The organism is uncultured Agrobacterium sp. (assembly GCF_913777885.1).
Taxonomy (GTDB): domain Bacteria; phylum Pseudomonadota; class Alphaproteobacteria; order Rhizobiales; family Rhizobiaceae; genus Agrobacterium.
The window spans coordinates 255,247-277,579 of sequence record NZ_CAJYTV010000016.1; the positions used below are offsets into that span (position 1 = coordinate 255,247).

At 58.2% G+C, this 22,333-nt stretch carries 19 protein-coding genes; 14 read left to right on the forward strand and 5 right to left on the reverse strand.

From position 1 onward, the window contains the following. The first annotated feature begins 25 nt into the window (after positions 1-25). From QZ869_RS14800 to QZ869_RS14830, 7 genes are all read left to right on the forward strand, one after another. A complete protein-coding gene (locus QZ869_RS14800; RefSeq protein WP_296105652.1) occupies positions 26-1,795 on the forward strand; it encodes a hypothetical protein in 1,770 nt (589 codons plus the stop codon). Positions 1,796-1,985: 190 nt separating this feature from the next. After that, positions 1,986-3,317 (forward strand): alpha/beta hydrolase, encoded by a 1,332-nt coding sequence (locus tag QZ869_RS14805; RefSeq protein ID WP_296035387.1) that lies wholly within the window; start codon positions 1,986-1,988, stop codon positions 3,315-3,317. Positions 3,318-3,384: 67 nt separating this feature from the next. Then, positions 3,385-4,437, forward strand: a complete 1,053-nt coding sequence (locus tag QZ869_RS14810; RefSeq protein ID WP_296083127.1) for a 4-hydroxyproline epimerase — start codon at positions 3,385-3,387, stop codon at positions 4,435-4,437. Between the two features lie 135 nt (positions 4,438-4,572). Further along, entirely contained in the window at positions 4,573-5,613 is a 1,041-nt protein-coding gene (pyrC, locus tag QZ869_RS14815; protein ID WP_296105653.1) for a dihydroorotase, read from the forward strand. A gap of 65 nt (positions 5,614-5,678) precedes the next feature. Continuing rightward, positions 5,679-6,377 (forward strand): orotate phosphoribosyltransferase, encoded by a 699-nt coding sequence (locus QZ869_RS14820; protein ID WP_296105655.1) that lies wholly within the window; start codon positions 5,679-5,681, stop codon positions 6,375-6,377. 86 nt (positions 6,378-6,463) lie between these two features. Beyond that, a complete protein-coding gene (locus QZ869_RS14825; protein ID WP_296035374.1) occupies positions 6,464-7,390 on the forward strand; it encodes a carbohydrate kinase in 927 nt (308 codons plus the stop codon). A 24-nt stretch (positions 7,391-7,414) separates the two neighbouring features. Continuing rightward, positions 7,415-7,870 carry a GNAT family N-acetyltransferase gene (locus QZ869_RS14830; RefSeq protein WP_296105656.1) on the forward strand — a complete coding sequence of 152 codons (456 nt, stop codon included), beginning with the start codon at positions 7,415-7,417 and terminating at the stop codon, positions 7,868-7,870. Between the two features lie 23 nt (positions 7,871-7,893). Here QZ869_RS14830 and QZ869_RS14835 read toward each other — a convergent pair whose 3' ends face one another. Then, positions 7,894-8,346, reverse strand: coding sequence for an Lrp/AsnC family transcriptional regulator (locus QZ869_RS14835; RefSeq protein ID WP_296035369.1), 453 nt, complete (start codon positions 8,344-8,346; stop codon positions 7,894-7,896). Between the two features lie 117 nt (positions 8,347-8,463). Between QZ869_RS14835 and QZ869_RS14840 the strand changes: the two genes are divergently transcribed. Together QZ869_RS14840 and QZ869_RS14845 are read left to right on the forward strand one after the other, a co-directional pair. Beyond that, a complete protein-coding gene (locus QZ869_RS14840; RefSeq protein WP_296105658.1) occupies positions 8,464-9,432 on the forward strand; it encodes a nucleoside recognition domain-containing protein in 969 nt (322 codons plus the stop codon). 141 nt (positions 9,433-9,573) lie between these two features. Next, positions 9,574-10,929 (forward strand): dicarboxylate/amino acid:cation symporter, encoded by a 1,356-nt coding sequence (locus tag QZ869_RS14845; RefSeq protein ID WP_296101516.1) that lies wholly within the window; start codon positions 9,574-9,576, stop codon positions 10,927-10,929. A 63-nt stretch (positions 10,930-10,992) separates the two neighbouring features. Here the strand turns inward: QZ869_RS14845 and QZ869_RS14850 are convergent, their stop codons facing one another. After that, complete coding sequence (locus QZ869_RS14850) at positions 10,993-11,967, reverse strand: AraC family transcriptional regulator (RefSeq protein WP_296105660.1); 975 nt, start codon at positions 11,965-11,967, stop codon at positions 10,993-10,995. A 76-nt stretch (positions 11,968-12,043) separates the two neighbouring features. Between QZ869_RS14850 and QZ869_RS14855 the strand changes: the two genes are divergently transcribed. Beyond that, positions 12,044-13,246, forward strand: a complete 1,203-nt coding sequence (locus tag QZ869_RS14855; RefSeq protein ID WP_296105662.1) for an MFS transporter — start codon at positions 12,044-12,046, stop codon at positions 13,244-13,246. Between the two features lie 71 nt (positions 13,247-13,317). Here QZ869_RS14855 and pgi read toward each other — a convergent pair whose 3' ends face one another. Further along, positions 13,318-14,946, reverse strand: coding sequence for a glucose-6-phosphate isomerase (pgi, locus tag QZ869_RS14860; protein WP_296105664.1), 1,629 nt, complete (start codon positions 14,944-14,946; stop codon positions 13,318-13,320). Positions 14,947-15,053: 107 nt separating this feature from the next. Then, positions 15,054-16,766 (reverse strand): long-chain fatty acid--CoA ligase, encoded by a 1,713-nt coding sequence (locus tag QZ869_RS14865; RefSeq protein ID WP_296105666.1) that lies wholly within the window; start codon positions 16,764-16,766, stop codon positions 15,054-15,056. A 259-nt stretch (positions 16,767-17,025) separates the two neighbouring features. Between QZ869_RS14865 and QZ869_RS14870 the strand changes: the two genes are divergently transcribed. From QZ869_RS14870 to QZ869_RS14885, 4 genes are all read left to right on the forward strand, one after another. Further along, positions 17,026-18,087, forward strand: a complete 1,062-nt coding sequence (locus QZ869_RS14870) for an ABC transporter ATP-binding protein (protein WP_296035347.1) — start codon at positions 17,026-17,028, stop codon at positions 18,085-18,087. 145 nt (positions 18,088-18,232) lie between these two features. Then, complete coding sequence (locus QZ869_RS14875) at positions 18,233-19,258, forward strand: Fe(3+) ABC transporter substrate-binding protein (RefSeq protein ID WP_296105668.1); 1,026 nt, start codon at positions 18,233-18,235, stop codon at positions 19,256-19,258. A gap of 208 nt (positions 19,259-19,466) precedes the next feature. Continuing rightward, a complete protein-coding gene (locus QZ869_RS14880; RefSeq protein ID WP_296105742.1) occupies positions 19,467-21,122 on the forward strand; it encodes an iron ABC transporter permease in 1,656 nt (551 codons plus the stop codon). Positions 21,123-21,312: 190 nt separating this feature from the next. After that, complete coding sequence (locus QZ869_RS14885; protein ID WP_296016954.1) at positions 21,313-21,705, forward strand: PRC-barrel domain-containing protein; 393 nt, start codon at positions 21,313-21,315, stop codon at positions 21,703-21,705. A gap of 92 nt (positions 21,706-21,797) precedes the next feature. Here QZ869_RS14885 and QZ869_RS14890 read toward each other — a convergent pair whose 3' ends face one another. Beyond that, entirely contained in the window at positions 21,798-22,043 is a 246-nt protein-coding gene (locus tag QZ869_RS14890; RefSeq protein ID WP_296016956.1) for a DUF982 domain-containing protein, read from the reverse strand. Positions 22,044-22,333 lie beyond the last annotated feature (290 nt).

Here is a 22,333-nt window from a genome sequence, read left to right on the forward strand (position 1 = left end):
CTATATTCCAACGATGGGACATAGAATGCTTAATGTTGCAGAAGAAAAAGCTCCCATTTCTATCGACGCTGACCAACTGCTCTCTAGAACGTTTACGTTCAAGGTCGAGCCGCAAAACTCGGTCATAAGCGAAGATTTCGTCTTTCATCAAAATGGATTTCTTATCGGTTACAGCCATGCCAATGAAACCTACTGGGAGTTGGATGGAAACGTCGTCAACATACTCGATGCTGACGGCAGGGTAACTTGCCAGTTATCGCCGCTCTCCGGAGCTGGCGAAGCCATACGGCTGGGTGGTTACTTCCGCAATCCGATGCTCGGATATGAAGAGACGGCCAACTTTCATGTGCTCGAAGAAAATGCGTCCGACAGTCATACCAGGATTCAGAGCTTTGACCTTTTCGACACGCTTGTCGCCAGACGCTGTTATGATCCGCTGGAAGTCTTCCGCATTGTAGAGCGCAAGGCCGCTGTTCCGGGGTTTGCAGACTGGCGGCACAAAACCGAGATGAGCATATTCGGGCGTCGACCCTACGGGATCGACGATATTTACCTGATCATGGTATCCGAAGGCTTCATCACGCAGAAACAGGCGGCTGTCCTGAGATGGATGGAACTGGAAGAGGAGTGGGAGCATCTCTTTCCAATCGGTGACGTCGTGGCGCGCGTGGGTGCAAACGACATCGTCATCTCTGACATGTATCTGCCGCGCCCCTTTATCGAGCGTGTGCTGCGAGAAAAATGCGGACTAAAAAACCGGCTCTACCTGAGCAACTACGGCAAGCATCATCGGCAGATATGGCCGGAAATTCTCTCAAATCATAATGTGCGCACACACTTCGGTGACAACATCCAGGCCGATATCATCAGTCCCGCTTCCTTCGGGATCGACGTGGCGCTCGTCAGCATCTCCAAATGGGACCAGACCGAACAAGTCCTGCACGCCATCGGGCTCGGGGCTTACGCGCATGCGGTTCGGGAAGCACGCTTGCGCTCGTTCCACCCCAGCGTTGCCGTCCGTCACGCCAAGAGGGCTCAGGCGTCCATCAATATTCCGTTGATGCTCCTCGCGTCCTTCTGGCTCAAAGCCTGCGCACAAGAGCGTGGCGTCGACAAGATTCTGATGGCTGCGCGCGATTGTAACCTGTGGCAGGAGATGCTCGCATCGCGCCATTTTGCGCGGGCGAATATGCCGCCTTCCGAGTATATTCGTATCTCGCGCGCGGTCTGCTACACCGAGTCGGTCGAGTATGAAGCCTATCTGCAAAACAAGCTGGGTCTTCGAAACCTGCTTGTCGATTTCGTGGGAACGGGCAAATCGCTTGGAACGATCATCGATCGGATGGAGCGAAGAGCAACCGTCACACCTTGCATCCTGTTGGGTGAACCCCGCAGCGCCGAAATCGTCGAGACCTTGCCTGAGACGTTTCTGCTTCGGGATTTCACGACCTACCGCGTGTTCTTCGAGGCTTTGAACGCTTCGCTCGAGGGATCGACGGTTCTGACCGTTCCCGACAATTATCGTTTGGCGGTGCTTTTGCAGGAAAATGAGTTCAGTGACGTCGTCAAAACGATGATTGGCGAAATGAGGAGCACGTTTCAGCACTTCATGCGGGACCTCGACCGAATTGATCCGCCTCGAAATCCACCTTCGCTCGATATCTTGCGGCAGGCCGGCGGCGCAATCGTAGAATTATTGCCCGCCTGGAGTGGGAAGCTCTCTGTCCTGGAGGCCGAGCAGAAAAGCAATGTGGCGCAAGGGAATGCGTTCAGGGCGGCTTACGCTACGCATTGACGTCAAAGGGGTCGGGTGCCGGGTAGGCGTGAGAGGCGGCAGGGACACACCGCCTGTCAAAAGTCACGTCTAAGACCGGCAGCATGGCTGGCTTAAGTACGATGCTTCTGTAATAACGGCAGTGGTTGATTGCCGGGGCGTGTCATATGGATTGTGAAACAAAGCCTCTGCCTGTTCCTGGAGTGTCGGAATGGCCGCAAGGCTCGTTACCTTTGTCACCATGCTTGCGATTCTGGCCAGTTGCGGCGGGCGTCCCATCGGTGTGATGACGCCAACGGGCCAGGTGGTGCAAGGCACGACGCCGGTAAGCCTGCTGGTGGCAACCACACGTGCCCCGGCTGAAGACAAGGCGGTCCTGTTCGGTGGCGAGCGCGGAACGGGTCTGAAGGTGGATGCGGTGACGGTCTCCATTCCACCAGCTGCCAACCGCAAGGTCGGTCAGGTGCAGTGGCCGAAGAAGCTGCCGCCAGACCCATTGAAAGACTTCACCACGATTTCGGTTGAACCGGTGACCTCGGCTGCCGATACGCGGAGCTGGATCAAGCGACATAGCCCGAAAGACCGGCGTGTTCTGGTCTTCGTCCACGGCTTCAACAATCGCTATGAGGAATCGGTCTACCGTTTTGCCCAGATCGTCCATGACTCCGGAACGGACGTCGTTCCGGTTGTCTTCACCTGGCCTTCCCGCGCCAGCATCTTCGATTACAATTACGACAAGGAAAGCACGAACTACTCGCGTGATGCGCTGGAGGAGATGCTGACGCGCCTTGCGAAGGACAGCTCCGTCAGCGACGTGACCGTCATGGCCCACTCCATGGGAACTTGGCTTGCGGTGGAAGCGCTGCGCCAGATGGCGATCCGCAACGGTCGTGTTTTGCCGAAGATCAACAACGTCATCCTGGCGGCTCCCGATCTCGACGTGGATGTGTTCGGGCGTCAATATGCAAGCCTTGGCAAGGACAAGCCGAAATTCACGCTCTTCGTCTCTCAGGATGACCGGGCGCTCAGCCTATCGCGCCGCATTTCCGGCAATGTCGACCGACTTGGCCAGATCGATCCCGCCGCCGAGCCCTATCGCAGCGAGTTGGAAAAAGCCGGCATCACGGTTCTCGATCTCACCAAGCTGCAATCGGGAGACAGACTGAACCATGGGAAGTTTGCCGAAAGCCCGGAAGTCGTAAAGCTGATTGGTGACCGCTTGATCGCAGGCCAGACCGTGACCGATTCCGATGTCGGTCTGGGTGAAGCCATCGGTGCTGTCGGCATCGGTGCGGCGCAGACGGTTGGCACAGCGGCAAGCGTTGCCATCAGCGCGCCGATTGCCGTCTTCGATCCGCGCACGCGCGAAAATTACGGTCGTCAGGTTGAGCGTCTTGGTCGCTCCGTGGAAAACACCGTAGGCTCGGTGGGTGATACCGCCACCAGCGTTGTCGATCCGCAAGTCCTCGATAGCGGAACACGAAGCCAGATGGACTGCTCACTTCGCGTCAATCGCGACAATGCTGCCTGCCGCGCGCGCTGATCTGCCAATATACAAACAGTATTTTATCGGCTATGACGGGGAAAATCCCCTTTCGGAGTAACGCCCCATGCGCTGGAAACGCACTCTTCAGCTTCTCGATGTTCATTGCGAAGGGGAGATCGGTCGTGTCGCGACGGGCGGCGTGCCGAAAATTCCCGGGGCAACCGTTGCCGAGCAGCTGCTTTGGCTGAACACCGATCCGAAGGGCGAGGAGCTTCGCCGCTTCCTGACGCTTGAGCCCCGCGGCACGCCGATCGGCTCCGTCAATCTGCTGCTGCCGCCCAAGCACCCGGATGCAGATGCCGCTTTCGTCATTCTCCAGCCCGATCAGGCGCATGCAAGCTCCGGCTCCAACTCCATCTGCGCCACCACTGCTTTGCTGGAAAGCGGCATGGTGGAAATGAAGGAGCCGGAAACCATCGTGATGCTGGAAACCGCCGCTGGTCTCGTCAAGGCAACTGCTACATGCCGGGATGGGCGCTGCGAGAAGGTCAAGCTCACCATGGTGCCGTCCTTCGTTCACGAATTGGACGTGGAGATCGACACGCCGGACTGGGGCCGCATCCGGATGGATATTTCCTATGGCGGCATTTTCTATGCGCTGGTGGATGTACGCCAGATCGGGCTGACCATCGACAAGGCCAACGCGGCCAAGCTTGTGGCCGCCGGCATGGTGTTAAAGGATATCGTCAACCGCGACATTCCGGTGGTGCATCCGGAAATTCCCGCCATTTCCGGCGTCGCCTATGTGATGTTCCGCGATACGGAAGAGGATGGCACCATTCGCACCTGCACCACCATGTGGCCGGGCCGGGCGGATCGCTCCCCCTGCGGTACTGGCAACTCGGCCAATCTGGCCACGCTTCATGCGCGCGGCAAGGTGAAGGTGGGCGATACCTACACGTCGCGCTCCATCATCGGCACGGAATTCGAGGTCGGCCTTTCGGCCCTTTCGCAGGTGGCGGGCAAAGATGCGGTCATTCCCACCATTACCGGGCGCGGCTTCACCTTCGGGCTGCACCAGATCGCACTCGACCCGTTCGATCCGCTGGCCGATGGCTTTGCCATGACCGACGTCTGGGGTCCGCAGGCAGGCTCCATCGGTGAGGCGAAAAAGTAGCCCCAAGTCGTCCAACAGCGCTGTCTTCTTCGGCAGAAAGGTGCTAAGCGGGCCCCACCCCATACATTGTTCTTCGCAAGGTCTTCACGCGCAAACTGCGAGATACTTTGCGCCGACCTGCTTGAGAGGCTCACGATGCAGACGATCACCCTTCGCCGCCCGGATGACTGGCACCTGCACCTGCGCGATGGCGCAATGTTGGAAGGCGTGATTGGCGATACCAGCCGCCATTTTGCCCGTGCCATCATCATGCCCAACCTCGTGCCGCCGGTCGTCACCACGGCGGACGCGCGCGCCTACCGCGAGCGCATCGTCAAGGCCATTCCCGCTGGCGATCGCTTCGAGCCGCTGATGACGCTCTATCTCACCGAGCATACCAGCGCCGACGATGTGGAAGAGGGCAGGAAGAGCGGCCTTATCACCGCCGTGAAGCTGTACCCCGCTGGCGCCACCACCAATTCGCATGGTGGCGTGAGCGATATGGACAAGGCGATGCCGGTGCTGGAGCGCATGGCGAAAATCGGCCTGCCGCTTTGCGTCCACGGCGAAGTCACAACGCCAGAGGTCGATATCTTCGACCGCGAGAAAGTCTTTATCGATACGGTTCTTGCACCTCTGCGTCAGCGCCTGCCGGAACTTAAAGTGACGATGGAGCACGTGACGACGAGGGACGGCGTGGACTATATCCGCGGCGCGGAGAAAAATCTCGCAGGCTCTATCACCACCCATCACCTTATCATCAACCGCAATGCCATTCTGGTCGGCGGTATCAAGCCGCATTACTACTGCCTGCCGGTGGCAAAGCGCGAGGAGCATCGCTTAGCGCTGCGCGCCGCTGCGACCTCCGGCGACGCTCGTTTCTTCCTCGGTACGGACTCCGCCCCGCATGTCGATCCGCTGAAGGAGTGCGCCTGCGGCTGCGCGGGCGTCTACACGTCCATCAACACCATGAGCTGCCTTGCCCATGTGTTCGAGCAGGACAATGCGCTGGAAAAGCTCGAGGTTTTTGCGTCTTTGAATGGCCCCGCTTGGTATGGCCTTTCGCCCAATGACGAAACGATCACCCTGGTGAGGCGCGATGATCCTGTGGCCTTCCCGGCAAAGATCGAGACGGGCGCTGGACCTGTGACGGTCTTCGATCCGATGTTCCCGCTTCATTGGGATGTAGAAAACTGATGTTCGAACTGCCGGTTAATCCGGCAGTTTTTTTATCGATGGCTGACAAAAAGAGGAAGATGCCGATGGCCCAATTCAATTTCACCGATCGCACGGTGGTTGCCGAGCTCGTTGCGAAGATGCTGTGGGAAATCAAGGCCGTCCACTTCAACTCCGAAGCGCCCTATACCTTCGCATCGGGCATGAAGAGCCCAGTCTATATCGATATGCGCAAGCTGATCTCCTATCCGCGCGTTCGCTCGGCGGTGATGGATTTTGCCGCCGCCAAGATCGTCGCCGATGCCGGTTTTGAGAAGTTCGATTGCGTCGCCGGTGGCGAAACGGCGGGCATACCCTTCGCCGCCTTCCTAGCCGAGCGCCTCGGCCTACCGATGATCTATTGCCGCAAGAAGCCAAAAGGCCATGGCCGCAATGCGCAGATCGAAGGCCACATGCCGGAAGGCGCGCGCGTGCTGGTCATCGAGGATCTGACCACGGCGGGCGGATCCATGTTCACCTTCATCGATGCCATTCGTGCCGCTGGCGGCATTGTCGATCACGGCATCGCGCTGTTTTACTACGGCATCTTCCCGGAAGCAGAGGCGCGCTTTACCAACGGTCAAGTGAAGCTGCACTACCTCAGCACCTGGCGCAACGTGCTGGAGGCCGCCCGCTCCGAAAAGCTTTTCGACGATAAGACACTGTCGGAGGTTGAAGCTTTTCTAGATAATCCGCTGCCTTGGTCGGCTCGTCACGGCGGCGTCAGCGAATTGCCGCAATCGTAATTTTGGCTGAACCTTGCCTCTTGTATTGACCGGGGCAAGGTGCTGCCGTTAAGCATCTAATCGATTTAGATTTGGAGGAAAATCGGATGATCCTGTGTTGTGGCGAAGCCCTGATCGACATGCTGCCGCGTGAATCGACCAAAGGCGAGGCAGCTTTCGCCCCTTATGCAGGCGGCGCAGTTTTCAACACCGCCATCGCGCTCGGACGTCTTGGCGTCCCATCCGCTTTCTTCTCCGGTATCGCCGATGACATGATGGGCGAGATCCTGAAGGAGACGTTGCGCGCCAGCAATGTCGATTACAGCCTCTGCGCCTTCTCCAACCGCCCATCCACCATCGCCTTCGTCAAGCTGGTCGATGGCCACGCGACCTATGCCTTCTATGATGAAGGCACTGCAGGCCGCATGCTGTCAGAAAAGGATCTGCCGAATCTGGGTGGCGAATGCGAAGCGATGCATTTCGGCGCGATCAGCCTGATCCCTGAACCCTGCGGCAGCACCTATGAGGCGCTCCTGGTGCGCGAGCATGAAAAGCGGGTCATCTCGCTCGATCCCAATATCCGTCCGGGCTTCATTCAGGACAAGCAGAAGCACATGGACCGTATCAATCGCATGGCGGCGATGTCGGATATCGTGAAATTCTCGGATGAGGATCTGGCCTGGTTCGGCCTGAAGGGTGATGAAGACACACTCGCCCGCCACTGGCTGCACCACGGCGCAAAGCTCGTCGTCGTTACCCGTGGCGCGGAGGGCGCTGTCGGCTACACCAAGCAGCTGCGCGTCGAAGTGCCGAGCGAACGCGTCGAGGTGGTCGACACCGTGGGTGCCGGCGACACCTTCGATGCCGGCATCCTGGCCTCCCTGAAACTCCAGGGCCTCCTCACCAAACCACAGGTCGCCTCACTCACCGAAGACCAGATTGCCAAGGCTCTGGCGCTCGGCGCCAAGGCTGCGGCGGTGACGGTATCGCGTGCAGGCGCCAATCCGCCATGGGCCAATGAGATCGGTCTTTAGTCTGGGCGTGAAGGGTTGAACACCATGCTGGTTCGGCCCGCTGAGAAGAGCGATGTGCCAGCGTTGCTCGACCTGTACCAGCATCTGTCACCGGGAGATGCATCTCCGGAGTTGGCGGATGCCGAACGAATTTTCGATCAGCTTTCAGCCTATTCCGGCAGCATGATCGCTCTCTGCGAGGTAGACGGCACAATCGCTGGATCATGTGTACTGGTGGTTGTCCCGAACCTCACGAGAGGTGGGCGGCCCTATGCTTTGATTGAGAACGTCGTGACACATCGCGACTTCAGACGGCGAGGCATCGGTCGACAGATTCTTGATTTTGCGGTGAATGCTGCGTGGCAGACCGGTTGCTACAAAGTCATGCTGATGACAGGTTCGACGAGGCCGGAAACGCATGCCTTCTATCGAAGCGCCGGGTTCGAGCCATCCAAGACAGGCTTTCAGAAGCGACAGCTTGAAGCGAGACGAGAAGCCTGAAGCCAGTTGTTTGATGGATCGCATCAAACCCGGATCGCCGTTTCCTCTTTCGCCGTTTTGATCACCACCATTGTCACGAAGCGCGCCACGTTCGTCTGATCGCGAAATAGCCTGTCGCATAAGGCGTCGAACTCTTCCATGTCGGTGAGACGTAGCATCAGCATCACATCCATGTCGCCGGTAATCGCATAGGCATGCGTCACCGCGTCCTCGGTCCGGACGAGGTCGAGAAAGCGCCGCATGTGCTGCTCGCCGTGCAGCTTCAATTCCACCGAAACCAGCGCCTTGATGCCGCGTCCGGCCTTTGCTGGGTTGAGAATGGCGACGACCCGGTCGATGATGCCTGTCTTATAAAGACGCTGCACCCGCCGCAGACAACTCGATGGCGAAAGTCCCACCTTATCGGCCATCTCCACATTGGTGAGCGAGGCGTCGCGTTGCATGATGTTGAGAATGCTGCGGTCGATACGGTCCATGACGCGATCATATGAGACCGATGCGAATTTGCAATAAAATTGCAGGAAGACGCAATCGTTGATCAAAAATGCGAAGTGCTTCGGTTTATTGCATTGGCGGTTCCCGAGGAGTTGCCAATGTCATTCTTTCAATCTCTGTTGCTGAAGTCTCGCGAAACGCTGGCAATCTACTGGCTGCTCGTCAAGATCACGGTGCCGATCTCGCTTCTGACAGAAGTGCTGTCGCGACTGGGCGTCGTCGAGGCCGTGGCACCCGCCTTCGGGCCGGTCATGAATGCCGTTGGCCTGCCGCCCGAACTCGGGCTCGCCTGGTTGACCGCGATGCTGGTCGGAGTATGGGGTGCCGTGCCGCTACTCTTCACGCTCGTTCCGATGTCGGAACTCAGCACCGCGGATGTCACGGTGTTTTCTGCGCTTGTCCTCTTTGCTCATGGTCTGCCGCTGGAACAGAAGATCATCCAGAAGGCCGGACCCGGCATGGTGGCAACCACGATGTTGCGTATCCTGGGTGGCTTCATTTACGCCCTTATCCTGCATCGCCTCTTCCAGATGACGGGCTGGCTTTCGGCTCCCGTCGCGCCTGCCTGGGTGCCGGGTGCAGTCACGCCTGACTGGTCCATCTATCTCTTGGGGCTGGCGGAAACGATGATCATGATGCTTGTCGTCCTTCTTCTTCTTTCATGGAGCCTTGAGGTGTTGAAGGTTACAGGCGTTCTCGGCGTGATGATGAAAGGCATAGAGCCATTGTTGGGACTGGCAGGCATTAAAGGAGAGGCGGGGCATCTGACAGCCATCGGTCTCTTTCTCGGAATTTCCTATGGTGCCGGTCTTCTGATCCGCGAAGCGCGATCTGGCATCATCGCACCGCGCCAGATATTCCTCTCCTGCGTTTTCATGGGCTTTGCCCACAGCATTATCGAGGACACGCTTTTGATGGTGTCTCTCGGAGCGGATATCTACAGCACCCTGATCGGGCGGGTAATCTTCGCGATCGGCGCAACGGCAGCGCTGGCATTGGTACTGGCGGCGATATCGGACCGGGCTTTTTTCTCCCGCCTGTTCAGAAGCCAGCCTGAAGGTGTCTAAAGAGGAACAAAATTCTCCCAATCCTCGACGATGCGAAATCCGATTTGTTGAATTTCTATGCATTATGCCGAATATAGGAGCAATTCTTTCCCTCGTGCGTTAGATGCCCACGCATCCCTCGCTTTTACGGATTTCAAAAATATGTCTGCTTCACTTTCCGCAAAACGGTCGCAGAAGCCGTTCTATGCGTCTTTCGGTTTCCAGGTTTTCGCCGCCATGGTGGTCGGTCTCGTTCTCGGTTACATCGCCCGGGAAATGGGCCCGACGGCAGCCGGGCCGAACTGGTTGGTGCAGGCGCTCTCCACCATAGGCTCGATCTTCGTGCAGCTGTTGCGCGCGCTCGTGCCGCTTTTGATCTTCACCGCGATTGTCGCCAGCATCGCCAATCTGCGTGAGTTGAACAATGCAGCACGCCTCGTCTGGCAGACGCTGCTTTGGTTCGCCATCACCGCGCTGATTGCTGTGCTCATCGGCATCACGCTCGGCCTCATCATTCAGCCCGGTCTCAACACGGGCGTGGAAGCGACTGCGGCCGCAGCGCCGTCGACTACGGGTTCGTGGCTGGATTTCTTGAAGGGTCTCATCCCTTCCAACATTCTGGGTTTGCAAGCCTCGACCAAAGTCACGCAGACGGGTGCCACCACCGGCCTGAACTTCAACGTTCTGCAAATTCTAGTCATCTCGATTGCGGTCGGCATTGCAGCCCTTCAGGTGGGTGAGAAGGCAGAAGCTTTCCTGTCCTTCAACCGCTCGCTGCTCGCCATCACCCGCAAGATGCTCTGGTGGGTCATCCGTTTGACACCGATCGGCACAATCGGCCTTCTCGGCAATGCGGTTGCGGTCTATGGCTGGGAGGCGCTCGCTTCGCTCGGCTGGTTCTCGGCGGCAATCTACATTGGGCTCGCCATCGTTCTTTTCATTGTCTATCCTGTGATCCTTGCGGCAAACGGTTTGAACCCGGTGCGTTTCTTCGCGGGCGCATGGCCTGCCATCCAGCTCGCCTTCGTGTCTCGTTCCTCCATCGGCACGTTGCCGGTGACGGAGCAGGTGACGGAGCGCAATCTCGGTGTGCCACGTGAGTATTCCGCCTTCGCCGTGCCGCTCGGCGCCACGACAAAGATGGATGGCTGCGCTGCGATCTATCCAGCGATTTCGGCCATCTTTGTTGCGCAGTTCTACGGGGTGCCGCTCGGCATTCAGGAATATGTGCTGATCGTCTTCGTTTCCGTGCTCGGCTCGGCAGCAACGGCTGGACTGACGGGTGCAACGGTGATGCTCACGCTTACCCTCTCCACGCTCGGCCTGCCCCTACAAGGCGTCGGACTTCTGCTGGCGGTCGATCCGATCCTGGATATGGGCCGCACGGCGGTGAATGTGGCGGGGCAGGCGCTGATCCCGACCATCGTTGCAAAGCGGCAGGGCATCCTCGATCAGGCTGCCTATGATCGTCAGGAGGGGATCGACGCACTCGATCCGGCGGCAACGCCTGCGGAATAGACCCGCTTCCGATCAAGCGACAGGCCCGCCCAGCAATACAGCCGGCGGGCTTTGTTTTGAAGGTTAGGCATGGTGACTGATCGAGGAGGAAAGGGCGCTCGGCGGATGGCCGACGATGCGCTTGAAAGCGCGGCTGAAGGCGGCCTGCGAGCCATAGCCAAGCTTCTCCGCTGCCGTTTCGATCGGCATTCTCTCCTTGCCGATCCACTGCATGGCAAGGCGCATGCGCAGTTCGGTGAGGTAGCGCACCGGCGTCATGCCGGTCACCTCCAGAAATCGCTCAGCAAAGGCCGAGCGGGACGCGCCCATGACCCCTGCCAGTTCGGCGAGCGTCCAGTCGTGACCAGGTTTGTTATGGATGGCGAGGATCACCCGCCCGAGACGCGGGTCGCGAAGTGCCGCCACCCAGCCAGAGGAATCGCCGCAGCCGCATTCCACCCAGGCTCTTACGATAAAAGCAGCGACCACATCGGCTAGTCGCGCCAGAATCCCCGCGAAGCCAGCGCGGGCTTGACGTGTTTCACGCTCCATGGCTTCAAGCATCGGCAACAGTTCCGGATAGCGCGATGTCAGGGTGTTGACGAACATGACCTCCGGCATCAGTCCTGTGATAGGGTGCATCGCTCCAAGGTCGAACTCCATGCATCCGCTGAATACCAGCACGCGCTCCTCGGAAGGTACATCAGGTTCGCAAGTCTTGATTCCACTCACGGAGTTGCAGAGCGGCGCGGCATCCAGAGAGCGGATGTTCTGGCACGCAATGTCGGGGTCTGACAGCAGCGAATGAGCGCCCCCGCGCGGCAAGAGCACGGCATCGCCAGCATTCATCATGTGAAACGCGCCGGACGGGGTACGAAGATAGACCGGTCCGCAAGCCACGAAATGAAACTGCGCACGGCCTTCGACTTCACCGAAAGAAAACCCGAAAGGGGCTGACGCCTCGATGCGACGATAATCCAGGCCCACGAGCCGCATACCCATCAACAACTCGCTGATGAGATCAGGGGCGGCACCATTTCCGGACTTTTGATCAAGCATAGCGGATTTTGTGGCATGGATCGTCCGAAGAGTCCAGCCTATGTTCTGCCATCCTCTCCTCCCAAAGGACAAACAGATGAACCCGACACCTCTTTCCAATCGCGCGACTGATGGTCCCGAAGCGCCCGCCTGGGGCGCCGTCATCTCCATGGCGCTCGGCGTTTTCGGCCTTGTCACCGCAGAGTTTCTGCCGGCGAGCCTTCTCACACCCATCGCCGCAGACCTCGGCATAACCGAGGGGGCCGCCGGTCAGGCGGTTACCGTCACTGCCGTCGTCGGCATGGTGGCAAGTCTGTTGATCACCTCCGTGGCGCGCAACATCGATCGCCGCCACCTGATGATGACTTTTTCCGCATTTCTCGTGGTCTCCAACCTCATGGTGGCGGCAGCGCCTGGCCTGGCAATGCTTCTGATCGGGCGGTTATTGCTCGGCGTGGCGCTCGGCGGCTTCTGGGCCATGTCGACGGCCATCGTCATCCGGCTGGTACCTGCGGCAAGCGTACCGCGCGCGCTCTCTATGATCTTCAGCGGCGTGTCTGGCGCGACCATCGTCGCTGCGCCCGTAGGCAGCTATCTCGGTGATCTCGTCGGCTGGCGCTTTGTCTTCTTGCTCACAGCACTCCTGGGGGTTACCTCCCTCATCGCCCAGTTTTTGACGCTGCCGAAGCTCGCTCCCACCAGTAACGGCAGCCTGAAGACGCTCGGTGTGGTCCTCGCAAGACCTGGTATTGCGCTTGGCCTCGTTGCTGCGACCCTGGTGTTTGGCGGTCACTTTGCCTTCTTCACTTATCTGCGTCCCTATCTGGAGGCCGATATTGGTGCCGGTATTGGCATGGTGTCGGCGCTGCTGCTGGGTTTCGGCCTTGCCAACTTCGTTGGCACGCTGGTTGCGGGATTGCTGATCAGCCGTAGCCTGAAACTGTCGCTTGCAGCCCTTCCGCTCCTTATGGCGCTCATGGCGGTGCTTCTTGTCACCACCGTACCTCCTTTACCGGTCGCCGCCGTTCTGGTCGCTCTCTGGGGCTTCCTCTTCGGTGCGGTACCAGTCTCCTGGTCCACCTGGCTTGCCCGCACTATCCCTGATGAAGCTGAAAGTGCGGGCGGTCTTCTCGTCGCCTCCATTCAGTTTGCCATCGGTATGGGTGCCGCAGTCGGAGGGATCATCTTCGATGTGAGTGGCGCCACCAGCGTCTTCGGCACAAGCGGGCTTGTGCTCGCACTTGCAGCCATCGGCATCATGGTCGGCGTCCGGTCAAGACCGGAGCCGCGCCTGGCATAGGCAAAGTCCAAAAGATGACATGGAAAAAACCGGGATCGACGTCCCGGCTTTTTCGTGACCAATGATGTTGTTTAAGCCGACGCCAGTCCCGCCAGCGCTTTGACCAACCCTTGGGTCGAGCTGTCGTGATCGGCGGCGCTCTCCTTGCCCTCCACCACGGGCAGCAGACCGGTTGCCAGTTCCTTGCCGAGTTCCACGCCCCACTGATCGAAGGAATTGATGCGGAAGAGCACGCCTTCGACGAAGACGCGGTGCTCATAGAGCGCAATCAGGCGTCCGAGTGCAAAGGGCGTCAGTTTGTCATAGACGAAGGTGATCGACGGGCGGTTGCCGGTGAAGACGCGGTGCGGCGCGATGAAGTCGGCCTTTTTGTCGTCCATGCCCTTGGAAGTCAGCTGCGCCTTAGCTTCTGCAAGCGTGCGGCCCTTCATCAGCGCTTCGGACTGCGCAAGGCAATTGGCCATCAGCAACTGATGCTGATGGCGCAGTTCCTTTTCGAAGCCATTGGCGGCGATCATGAATTCGGCGGGAATGATGCTCGTGCCCTGATGGATCAGCTGGTAAAAGGCATGCTGGCCATTGGTGCCGGGTTCGCCCCAGACGACCGGGCCGGACTGGCCGTCGACTGGTGTGCCGTCGATCGTCACGCCCTTGCCGTTCGATTCCATATCCAACTGCTGCAGGTATGCGGGGAAGCGCGACAGGCGCTGATCGTAGGGCAGGATGGCACGTGTCGAATAATTCAGCACGTTGCGATGATAAAAGCCGATGAGGCCAAGGAGCATGGGCAGGTTCTGGCGCAACGGCGCATCTTGGAAATGCTTGTCCATCGCATGCGCGCCGTCGAGGAACTCGCCGAACTTCTCCGGGCCAATGGCGATCATCAGCGGCAGGCCGATGGCCGACCAGATGGAGTAACGACCACCCACCCAGTCCCAAAAACCGAAAATCCGGTCGCTGTCGATGCCGAAAGCAGCGACCTTGTCGAGGGCGGTGGAAACGGCACAGAAGTGGTGCTTGACGGCATCCTCACCCAGCGCATCGGCGATAAACTTGCGAGCGGTCGCCGCATTCGTCATCGTCTCGATGGTGGTGAAGGTCTTGGAGGCAACGATGAAGAGCGAAGTTTCCGGGTCGATCAGCTTCAGCGTGTCGGCAATATGGGCGCCGTCGATGTTGGAAACGAAGTGGGAGCGCGGACCGTCGTGAAAAGGCGAAAGCGCAAGCGTCGCCATCACCGGGCCAAGGTCCGAGCCGCCGATGCCAATATTGATGACATCGGTGATCTTCTTGCCAGTTGCGCCCTTGAGCGAACCTGAACGAATGGCATCGGCAAACTTGCCCATGGCGGCCAGAACGTCATTCACGTCCGGCATCACATCCTTGCCGTCCACCAGCACTGGTGTGTTTGAACGATTGCGCAGAGCCGTGTGCAGCACGGCGCGACCTTCGGTGAAGTTGATCTCCTTGCCGGAGAACATCTCTTCGCGCTTCTCAGCGACGCCGCCTTCTGCGGCAAGCTTTTCCAGGAGCGTTAGAATGTCGTCATTCACAGCGCATTTGGAGTAGTCCATCAGAAGGTCGTCGAAGCGGGCGCTGAACCGTTCGAAGCGCTCACCATCAGCTGCAAAGGCGGCACGGATGTCCGTCGCGTTGGTGCTGGCGGCTGTGGATTTCAGGGTCTCGACGATGGCGTGCATGGAAAGCTCCTCATGCTCCGTGGAAGGATGAGGAAACTATTCTTTTTCATCGGGCCAAATCAAGGCATCATCGGCTAAATCGATTGAATTATTCCGAACGGCGCCAATCAGTTAGCCAGCTTTCTCAGTTCGCGACGCAGGATCTTGCCAACATTGGTCTTCGGCATTTCCGCAATGAACTCTATATGCTTGGGGCGCTTGTAGTTGGTCAGCCCCTCAGCGCAGAAAGCTTTCAGTTCCGCGGCTGTCAAAGCCTCGTCCTTTTTGACCACATAGAGCTTTACCGCTTCACCCGAATGCTCGTCGGGAATGCCGACAGCGGCGCATTCCTGTACACCCGGATGGGCAGCAGCAACTTCCTCGATTTCGTTCGGATAGACGTTGAAGCCGGAAACCAGGATCATGTCCTTCTTGCGGTCGACGATCTTGGTAAATCCGCGTTCATCCATCACGCCCATATCGCCGGAGCGGAAGAAGCCGTCCGGGGTCATCACTTTGGCGGTTTCATCCGGGCGCTGCCAGTAACCGGCCATCACCTGCGGGCCGCGGATGCAGATTTCACCGACGTCGCCGATCGGCAGGCTGTTGCCGTCATCGTCGCGGATATCGATATCCGTGGAGGGAACAGGAAGACCAATGGTGCCGCTGAAGCCGTTCTGGTCAAGGCAGTTCACTGTCGCGACAGGTGATGTTTCCGAAAGCCCATAGCCTTCGCTGATCGCCGTGCCGGTAATCGAGAACCAACGTTCGGCGACCGGGCGCTGCACTGCCATGCCGCCGCCGAGCACCAGAACCAGCGAGGAAAAGTCCAGCTTGCGGAAATCCTCATTGTTCATCAGTGCATTGAACAGCGTGTTGATGCCGGGGAAGACATGGGCCTTGTAGCCCGACAATTCCTTGACGAAGCCGGGGATATCGCGCGGATTGGCGATGAGCAGATTGTGGCCGCCAAGCGCAATACCCATCAGCGAGTTCACCGTCAGCGCAAAGATATGATAGAGCGGCAATGCGCAGACGAAGTTCAAGACTTCCGGGCGGTTCTTGCGGGCAAAGACCGGCTCCATCCACAGCGCGATCTGCGCCTTGTTAGCCAGAAGATTGGCGTGAGTGAGAACCGCGCCCTTGGAAATGCCAGTTGTGCCGCCGGTATATTGCAGAAAGGCGATATCGTTGCGAGTCAACTCTACAGGCTTTAGGGAGGTGTTTTGCGCCTGTTTCAATACGCTCTTGTAGGTGATGGCCTGGGGAAGGGCAAAGGCGGGAACGAGCTTCTTGACCTTGCGCACCACGAGATTGACGATATGGCCCTTGAAGCCAAGGAGATCGCCCATCGTGGCGACGATCACGTGCTTCACATCGGTCTTTGGCAGCGCCTGCTGAACGACGTGCGCGAAGTTCTCCAGAACGAACAGTGCTTTCGCGCCGGAATCCTTCAACTGATGTTCAAGCTCACGAGGGGTATAGAGTGGGTTGACGTTCACAACTGTCAGACCCGCGCGCAAAATCGCGTAGGTGGCAACGGGGTTCTGCAGAATATTCGGCATCATCACCGCGACACGGTCACCCTTTTGCAGGCCGATGCTTTGCAGCCAGCCCCCAATGGCGCGCGTTTGCTCCTCAAGTTCGCGATAGGTGATGGATTTTCCCATGCTGGAAAAAGCCTTGCGATCTGCAAACTGCGTGCAGCTTCTCTCCAGGAGTTCGGCAAGTGAGGCGTAGCCCAGATCAGGCAGTTCCGCAGGTACGCCCTTCGGATAGGATTCAAGCCAAGGGCGCTGCACAGCACGCCGCTCCTGACGAATCGCACTCATATCGCTCATTGCTTTCCTCCCATGCTGCTTCCAGCAACCGTCCTCGGCATCCTGATCTTTCTGAGGGTCCTCATCCACCAGAATGTCCGCCGATTTGCGTCGCAAGAGTAGATGACGCTCCCGAGATCATCCACTCACATCAGCGTATTTAACTTTAACGTAAACGTCAACCGTTGCGCGGGATGGATTGCGTGCCCCAAAACTTGCTTTTTGAGTTTAATCCTGATTTGAACAATCAACAAACCGGCAGCGATGATGGATGTTTTGAATGAAAGAGGTTGCAGCGCTACAGTTGAACGGAATCGGCAAGACCTTTGGTGGACTTGCGGTTCTCGCTGGCATCGATCTTTCAGTTTCCAAGGGAGAGATCATCTGCCTCGTGGGCCGCTCCGGTTGCGGGAAGTCAACGCTGCTTCGCATTATCGCCGGGGTCGAAACGCCCGATGCGGGGACTGTGCGGATGAACGGAACAGAGATCGCTGGTCCTGCCGTTTTCGTCGAGCCGGAGAAGCGCCGCATCGGTTTCGTATTTCAGGATTATGCACTCTTTCCACATCTGACTGTCGAGCAGAATGTCGTCTTCGGGCTGAAGGGTTGGGCGCGGCAGGAAGCGCGCGCGCGCACTGCGGAAATGCTTGAGCACGTCCGGCTTTCCCACCTCGCGGATCGCTATCCGCACACCCTGTCCGGAGGCGAGCAGCAACGCGTGGCTCTCGCTCGCGCCTTGGCTCCCAAGCCAGACATTCTGCTGATGGACGAGCCATTTTCCAACCTCGATCGCGGCCTGCGCGACAGCGTGCGTGAAGAAACGATCGATCTCCTGCGCACGCTTCGGACAACCGCAATCATGGTCACGCATGACCCGGAGGAGGCTCTGTCGGCCGGAGACAGGGTCGTCCTGATGCAGTCGGGCCACATTGTGCAGTCAGGAACCGGTTACGATCTGCATGATCGCCCCACCAGCCGTTATGCGGCAGATTTCTTCTGTGCTTTCAACAAGGTGGAGGGCAAGGCCAGGAACGGCCACGTGGAAACGCCGATCGGCAATTTTGCCCATGGAGGGACGCTTGAGGAAGGGGCTGCGGCCTTGGTCTATATTCGTCCGGGAGAAATAGAACTTGATCCTGCCAGTGGCCCAACCGCCGGCACATCATTGCGTGGTGAAGTGTCCGGTCGCATGTTCATGGGCGAGATCGAGCAATTGTCTGTCAGCGTTGCAGGTCTGTCTGCCGATCTTCGGGTCCGCAGCATGAAGCGGACGCCGATCGATGTGAAAGACGTGCATCTCTCGATTGACCCCGGGCGCGTACTGATATTTACCAAAGGTTGAATTATCTGAAAAACGCCTTCGAATGACGCCCATTTTCAACTCGAGGTGATTGTTTTGCTCAGTTTGGCACTCGAAATAACTTGATTTTAATTGTCATGTATGGTCAATCCCATTCCGACATCATTGGAGTCTAAAGGGGATTAATATGACCTATTTCAATACCAAAAAGATTGCACTGCTGGCGGGCGTAGCCGGAGCGGTTTTCGCGGGCGCTGCCAACGCAGCAGAGATCAACATCTACACCACGCGCGAGCCGGCGCTGGTTCAGCCATTGCTGGATGCCTTCACCAAGGAGAGCGGCGTGAAGGTCAATACCGTGTTCATGAAGGACGGTCTGGCGGAACGCGTCTTGAGCGAAGGCGCAAGCTCTCCAGCTGATATCCTGATGACCGTCGATGCCGGCAACCTCGTCGATCTCGTGGAAAAGGGCGTAACCCAGCCGGTCGAATCGGACGTGCTGACGAAGTCCGTCCCGGCCGAACTGCGCGATGCCAAGGGCAACTGGTTCGCACTCTCCATGCGCGCGCGCGTTCTCTACGCCGCCAAGGATCTTGATCTGAAGAGCTTCAACTATGAATATCTGGCTGATTCCAAGTGGAAGGGCAAAGTCTGCATTCGCTCCGGTCAACACCCGTACAACACCGCCCTCTTTGCAGATTACATCGCCCATCACGACGCTGAGAAGACCGAAGCTTGGCTTAAGGGCGTCAAGGACAACCTCGCTCGCAAGGCTGGTGGCGGCGATCGGGATGTGGCCAAGGACATTCTCGGCGGCATTTGCGATATCGGTCTGGCAAACTCCTACTATGTCGGCCTGATGCGTTCGGGCAAAGGCGGTGAGGAGCAGGTCAAGTGGGGTGAGGCTATCAAGGTCATTCTGCCAACCTTCAAGGATGGCGGCACGCAGGTTAACATCTCCGGTGCTGCGGTTGCCAAGAATGCGCCGAACAAGACCGAAGCCGTGAAACTTCTCGAGTACCTTGTCTCTGACGAAGCCCAGAAGATCTACGCCGAAGCCAACTTCGAATATCCGGTCAAGCCAGGCGCCGCATTGAACGATGTCGTCGCATCGTTCGGCACATTGAAAATCGATAACAAGCCGCTGGCGGAAATCGTGTCCTATCGTAAACAGGCGAGCGAACTGGTCGATAAGGTTGGCTTCGACAACTAAGCCTTGGGAATTGCGTCCTTGCTTTAACGACGATCACCGGACCTCGTCGTCGCCATAGTCGGGCTTGACCCGGGATTGGCGAGAGGAACGTGCAAAAGCTCAGGCGCCCGCTTCATGCGGGCGCCTTCACAGTTTCCAGCATTACAGCGTTTCTGTACGACAAGGCTTGGACATACGCATGGTTTCTGAGACAGCCAGCCACATACCGATGAAAGCGAGGCCGCGTTTCCATGCGAATGTCTGGTGGCTGATCGCATCGGCCTTCGTCGCATGTCTTGCCCTTCTGCCGGTTGCTGCTCTGCTGCTGGAGGCGGTGCAAGGGTCGAGCGGTGTCTTCATGCATCTTCGCGATACCGTACTGGCAACAGCGCTTCCGGAAACGCTGATCCTGCTTCTTGGCGTCGGCGTTCTGGCCGGTTTACTCGGCACGGCATCGGCCTGGCTCGTGGCGGCGCATGATTTTCCTGGACGCGGCATTCTCGAATGGGCTCTCCTCCTGCCGCTTGCCATGCCGACCTACATCATGGCCTATGCCTATCTGGATCTTCTGCACCCGCTCGGGCCGGTACAGGGCGCGCTACGTTGGTTGCTCGGCTATTCCAGCCCGCGCGAATTTCGTCTCCCCGACATCCGCTCCATGCCGGGCTGTATCCTTCTCCTCGGTTTCGTACTCTATCCCTATGTCTATATTCCCGTGCGGGCCATGTTTCTCACCCAGGCCGGCAATCTGCTCGAGGCAGCCAGGCTCCTCGGCACCTCTCGCAGGTCGCTCTTCCTGCGTGTGGCCGTGCCCATGTCGCGCCCCGCCATTGCTGTCGGTGTCAGCCTGACGCTGATGGAGGCGCTGAACGATATAGGGGCGTCGGAATTTCTGGGGGTCCGCACCCTGACGGTATCGATCTACACGACATGGGTGACGAAATCCGATCTGCCGGGTGCGGCTCAAATCGCGCTCTCAATGCTGGTACTGGTGGTGGCGCTGGTGGCGCTGGAGCGCTGGGCGCGGCGCAGGCAACGCTATTCTCTCTCCGCTCAGAAAAGTCGCGTCTTGGAGCCGTTGCGCATCAAGGGTGCCTGGGGCTGGGTCGCTTTCGCTCTTGGCAGCCTTCCGATTCTCATCGGGTTTGCTGGCCCAGCGATTTATCTCGTCACTGAGGCCTGGAAGCGTTACCAGTTCAGCGGCCTGTCGGCGCGCTTCATGTCCGAGGCTGTAAACACCGTTGTCTTCTCAAGTTTCGCAACCATGGTCACTCTCCTCCTGGGGCTTGTGGTCGCTTACGCGATGCGCATTATCCCAGGCCGAACGTCACTTTGGTGCTTCAGGCTTGCGACTGTCGGCTACGCCGCACCCGGGACTGTGATCGCCATTGGCATGCTGATTGCCCTTGGCGGCTTCGACAGGTTTGTTGACCAGACAATGCGGAACTGGTTCGGCTTTTCCACCGGCCTTCTTCTGATCGGAAGCGGCGCGGCTTTGATCTTTGCCTATAGCGCCAGGTTTTTGACGATTGCGGCAGGCGGCATCGATGCCGGTCTGAGCCGTATACCGCTCACCTTCGATCACGCGGCCCGGACGCTCGGTCGCCCACCGGGCGCAACCTTCCGCCATGTGCATTTGCCTTTGTCGAAGGCGGCACTGGCGGCAGCGGGGCTGCTTGTCTTCGTCGATTGCGTCAAGGAATTGCCGGCAACGCTGCTTCTGCGCCCCTTGAACTTCGAAACCTTTTCCACCCAGCTTTATGGCGAGGCGGCAAGAGGGACCTATGAGGAGGCCTCGATTGCCGCCTTGGCCATCGTGGTTATCGGCATCCTGCCAGTCATCCTGCTGGCGCGCGTGGGTAAGCAGAGAGCAACACCGCGCTAAAGCATGGTCCACGCAAAACTCACAAAATGCGGCATATCGGGGACAAAAGGGTAGGAAGTGGCCCTGAAAGATCGCGATGCGCTCTGTGTATCCTCCTCCATCCGCTTCTTCATCCTTCCGTGAAGGACGGAACGATTTGCGCGTTAGTGCGGTTAGATCACCATGACGCAGCAAAGAGAGGAGATGCATCATGCTACACAACGAACCCCGCGCCGGACAGGACCCTTACGTCAAGGATACGCCAGCTTTTATCGCCAGCGATAAAGTGGAAGGTACGAACGTCTACGGCGCAGACGGCAAGAAGATCGGTTCCATCGAGCGTATCATCCTGGAGAAACGTGGAGGCCGCGTTGCATATGCTGTTTTGAGTTTCGGCGGTTTCCTCGGCATTGGCGACGAGTACTATCCACTTCCATGGGAAAAGCTGCATTACGACGAAGAACTGGATGGCTACCGCGTCGATCTCACCAAGGAGCAGATCGAAAACGCGCCGCGTTTCGCCGAGCGCGAAGACGACAGCTGGTATGGTCGCGACGATCGCAAGGTCTACGACTATTACGGTGTGCCGCCATACTGGATGTAAAACTTCCATACTGAATTAGGCCCCGCGAGGGGCCTTTTTCTTATGGTGCTCAAGTTGTATCGTCGTATCCAGAAGGCATAAAAAAAGGCCGCTTAGTGCGGCCTTCCCTTCTTGGCTTCGGACACAGCGTCCTCAAAACAACGACGCGCTTCCTCGGGTGTCTTTCGTCCATCTAGCGCTGCACGGCACGCACTTCGCGCCCGGACGAAAGTCAATCCTCTGGTATGCGGCCAATTCTCGGTCAGCAATGTCAGTGCATCGAAGGGGCCGGAAATCACATTCCGGCTATTCGTGTCGAAGATTACCTCGACAGGCTCCGTCCATACGGTCTGCTTCATTGAACACCTCCCTAACAATCAAGGCAGATGCGTCATGCATCGCCTAGCTCCCGTTAATGAGATTATTCCCAACCACGGAACATTTCAATCGTGCTGTCGATCTTACCGGAAGCCGAAAAAGGACAGGATTGCCAGGACGATGACGACCAGGCCGACGATGTAGATGATCTGATTCATGCTTATGCCTCCACTGGTAGCCGGGGCAACCCGGCTATTGAACTCTCACCATAACGTGAGGGGCGACTTCAGGTTCCCAGCAAAGGCCTATTTTCGGTTGTGCGACGCTTAAG

Bases quoted from the DNA above. Each gene is read 5' to 3' on its own strand.
- QZ869_RS14800 (WP_296105652.1), top strand. From the start codon at position 26: ATGCTTAATGTTGCAGAAGAAAAAGCTCCCATTTCTATCGACGCTGAC.
- QZ869_RS14805 (WP_296035387.1), top strand. From the start codon at position 1,986: ATGGCCGCAAGGCTCGTTACCTTTGTCACCATGCTTGCGATTCTGGCC.
- QZ869_RS14810 (WP_296083127.1), top strand. From the start codon at position 3,385: ATGCGCTGGAAACGCACTCTTCAGCTTCTCGATGTTCATTGCGAAGGG.
- pyrC (WP_296105653.1), top strand. From the start codon at position 4,573: ATGCAGACGATCACCCTTCGCCGCCCGGATGACTGGCACCTGCACCTG.
- QZ869_RS14820 (WP_296105655.1), top strand. From the start codon at position 5,679: ATGGCCCAATTCAATTTCACCGATCGCACGGTGGTTGCCGAGCTCGTT.
- QZ869_RS14825 (WP_296035374.1), top strand. From the start codon at position 6,464: ATGATCCTGTGTTGTGGCGAAGCCCTGATCGACATGCTGCCGCGTGAA.
- QZ869_RS14830 (WP_296105656.1), top strand. From the start codon at position 7,415: ATGCTGGTTCGGCCCGCTGAGAAGAGCGATGTGCCAGCGTTGCTCGAC.
- QZ869_RS14835 (WP_296035369.1), bottom strand. From the start codon at position 8,346: ATGGACCGTATCGACCGCAGCATTCTCAACATCATGCAACGCGACGCC.
- QZ869_RS14840 (WP_296105658.1), top strand. From the start codon at position 8,464: ATGTCATTCTTTCAATCTCTGTTGCTGAAGTCTCGCGAAACGCTGGCA.
- QZ869_RS14845 (WP_296101516.1), top strand. From the start codon at position 9,574: ATGTCTGCTTCACTTTCCGCAAAACGGTCGCAGAAGCCGTTCTATGCG.
- QZ869_RS14850 (WP_296105660.1), bottom strand. From the start codon at position 11,967: ATGCTTGATCAAAAGTCCGGAAATGGTGCCGCCCCTGATCTCATCAGC.
- QZ869_RS14855 (WP_296105662.1), top strand. From the start codon at position 12,044: ATGAACCCGACACCTCTTTCCAATCGCGCGACTGATGGTCCCGAAGCG.
- pgi (WP_296105664.1), bottom strand. From the start codon at position 14,946: ATGCACGCCATCGTCGAGACCCTGAAATCCACAGCCGCCAGCACCAAC.
- QZ869_RS14865 (WP_296105666.1), bottom strand. From the start codon at position 16,766: ATGAGCGATATGAGTGCGATTCGTCAGGAGCGGCGTGCTGTGCAGCGC.
- QZ869_RS14870 (WP_296035347.1), top strand. From the start codon at position 17,026: ATGAAAGAGGTTGCAGCGCTACAGTTGAACGGAATCGGCAAGACCTTT.
- QZ869_RS14875 (WP_296105668.1), top strand. From the start codon at position 18,233: ATGACCTATTTCAATACCAAAAAGATTGCACTGCTGGCGGGCGTAGCC.
- QZ869_RS14880 (WP_296105742.1), top strand. From the start codon at position 19,467: ATGAAAGCGAGGCCGCGTTTCCATGCGAATGTCTGGTGGCTGATCGCA.
- QZ869_RS14885 (WP_296016954.1), top strand. From the start codon at position 21,313: ATGCTACACAACGAACCCCGCGCCGGACAGGACCCTTACGTCAAGGAT.
- QZ869_RS14890 (WP_296016956.1), bottom strand. From the start codon at position 22,043: ATGAAGCAGACCGTATGGACGGAGCCTGTCGAGGTAATCTTCGACACG.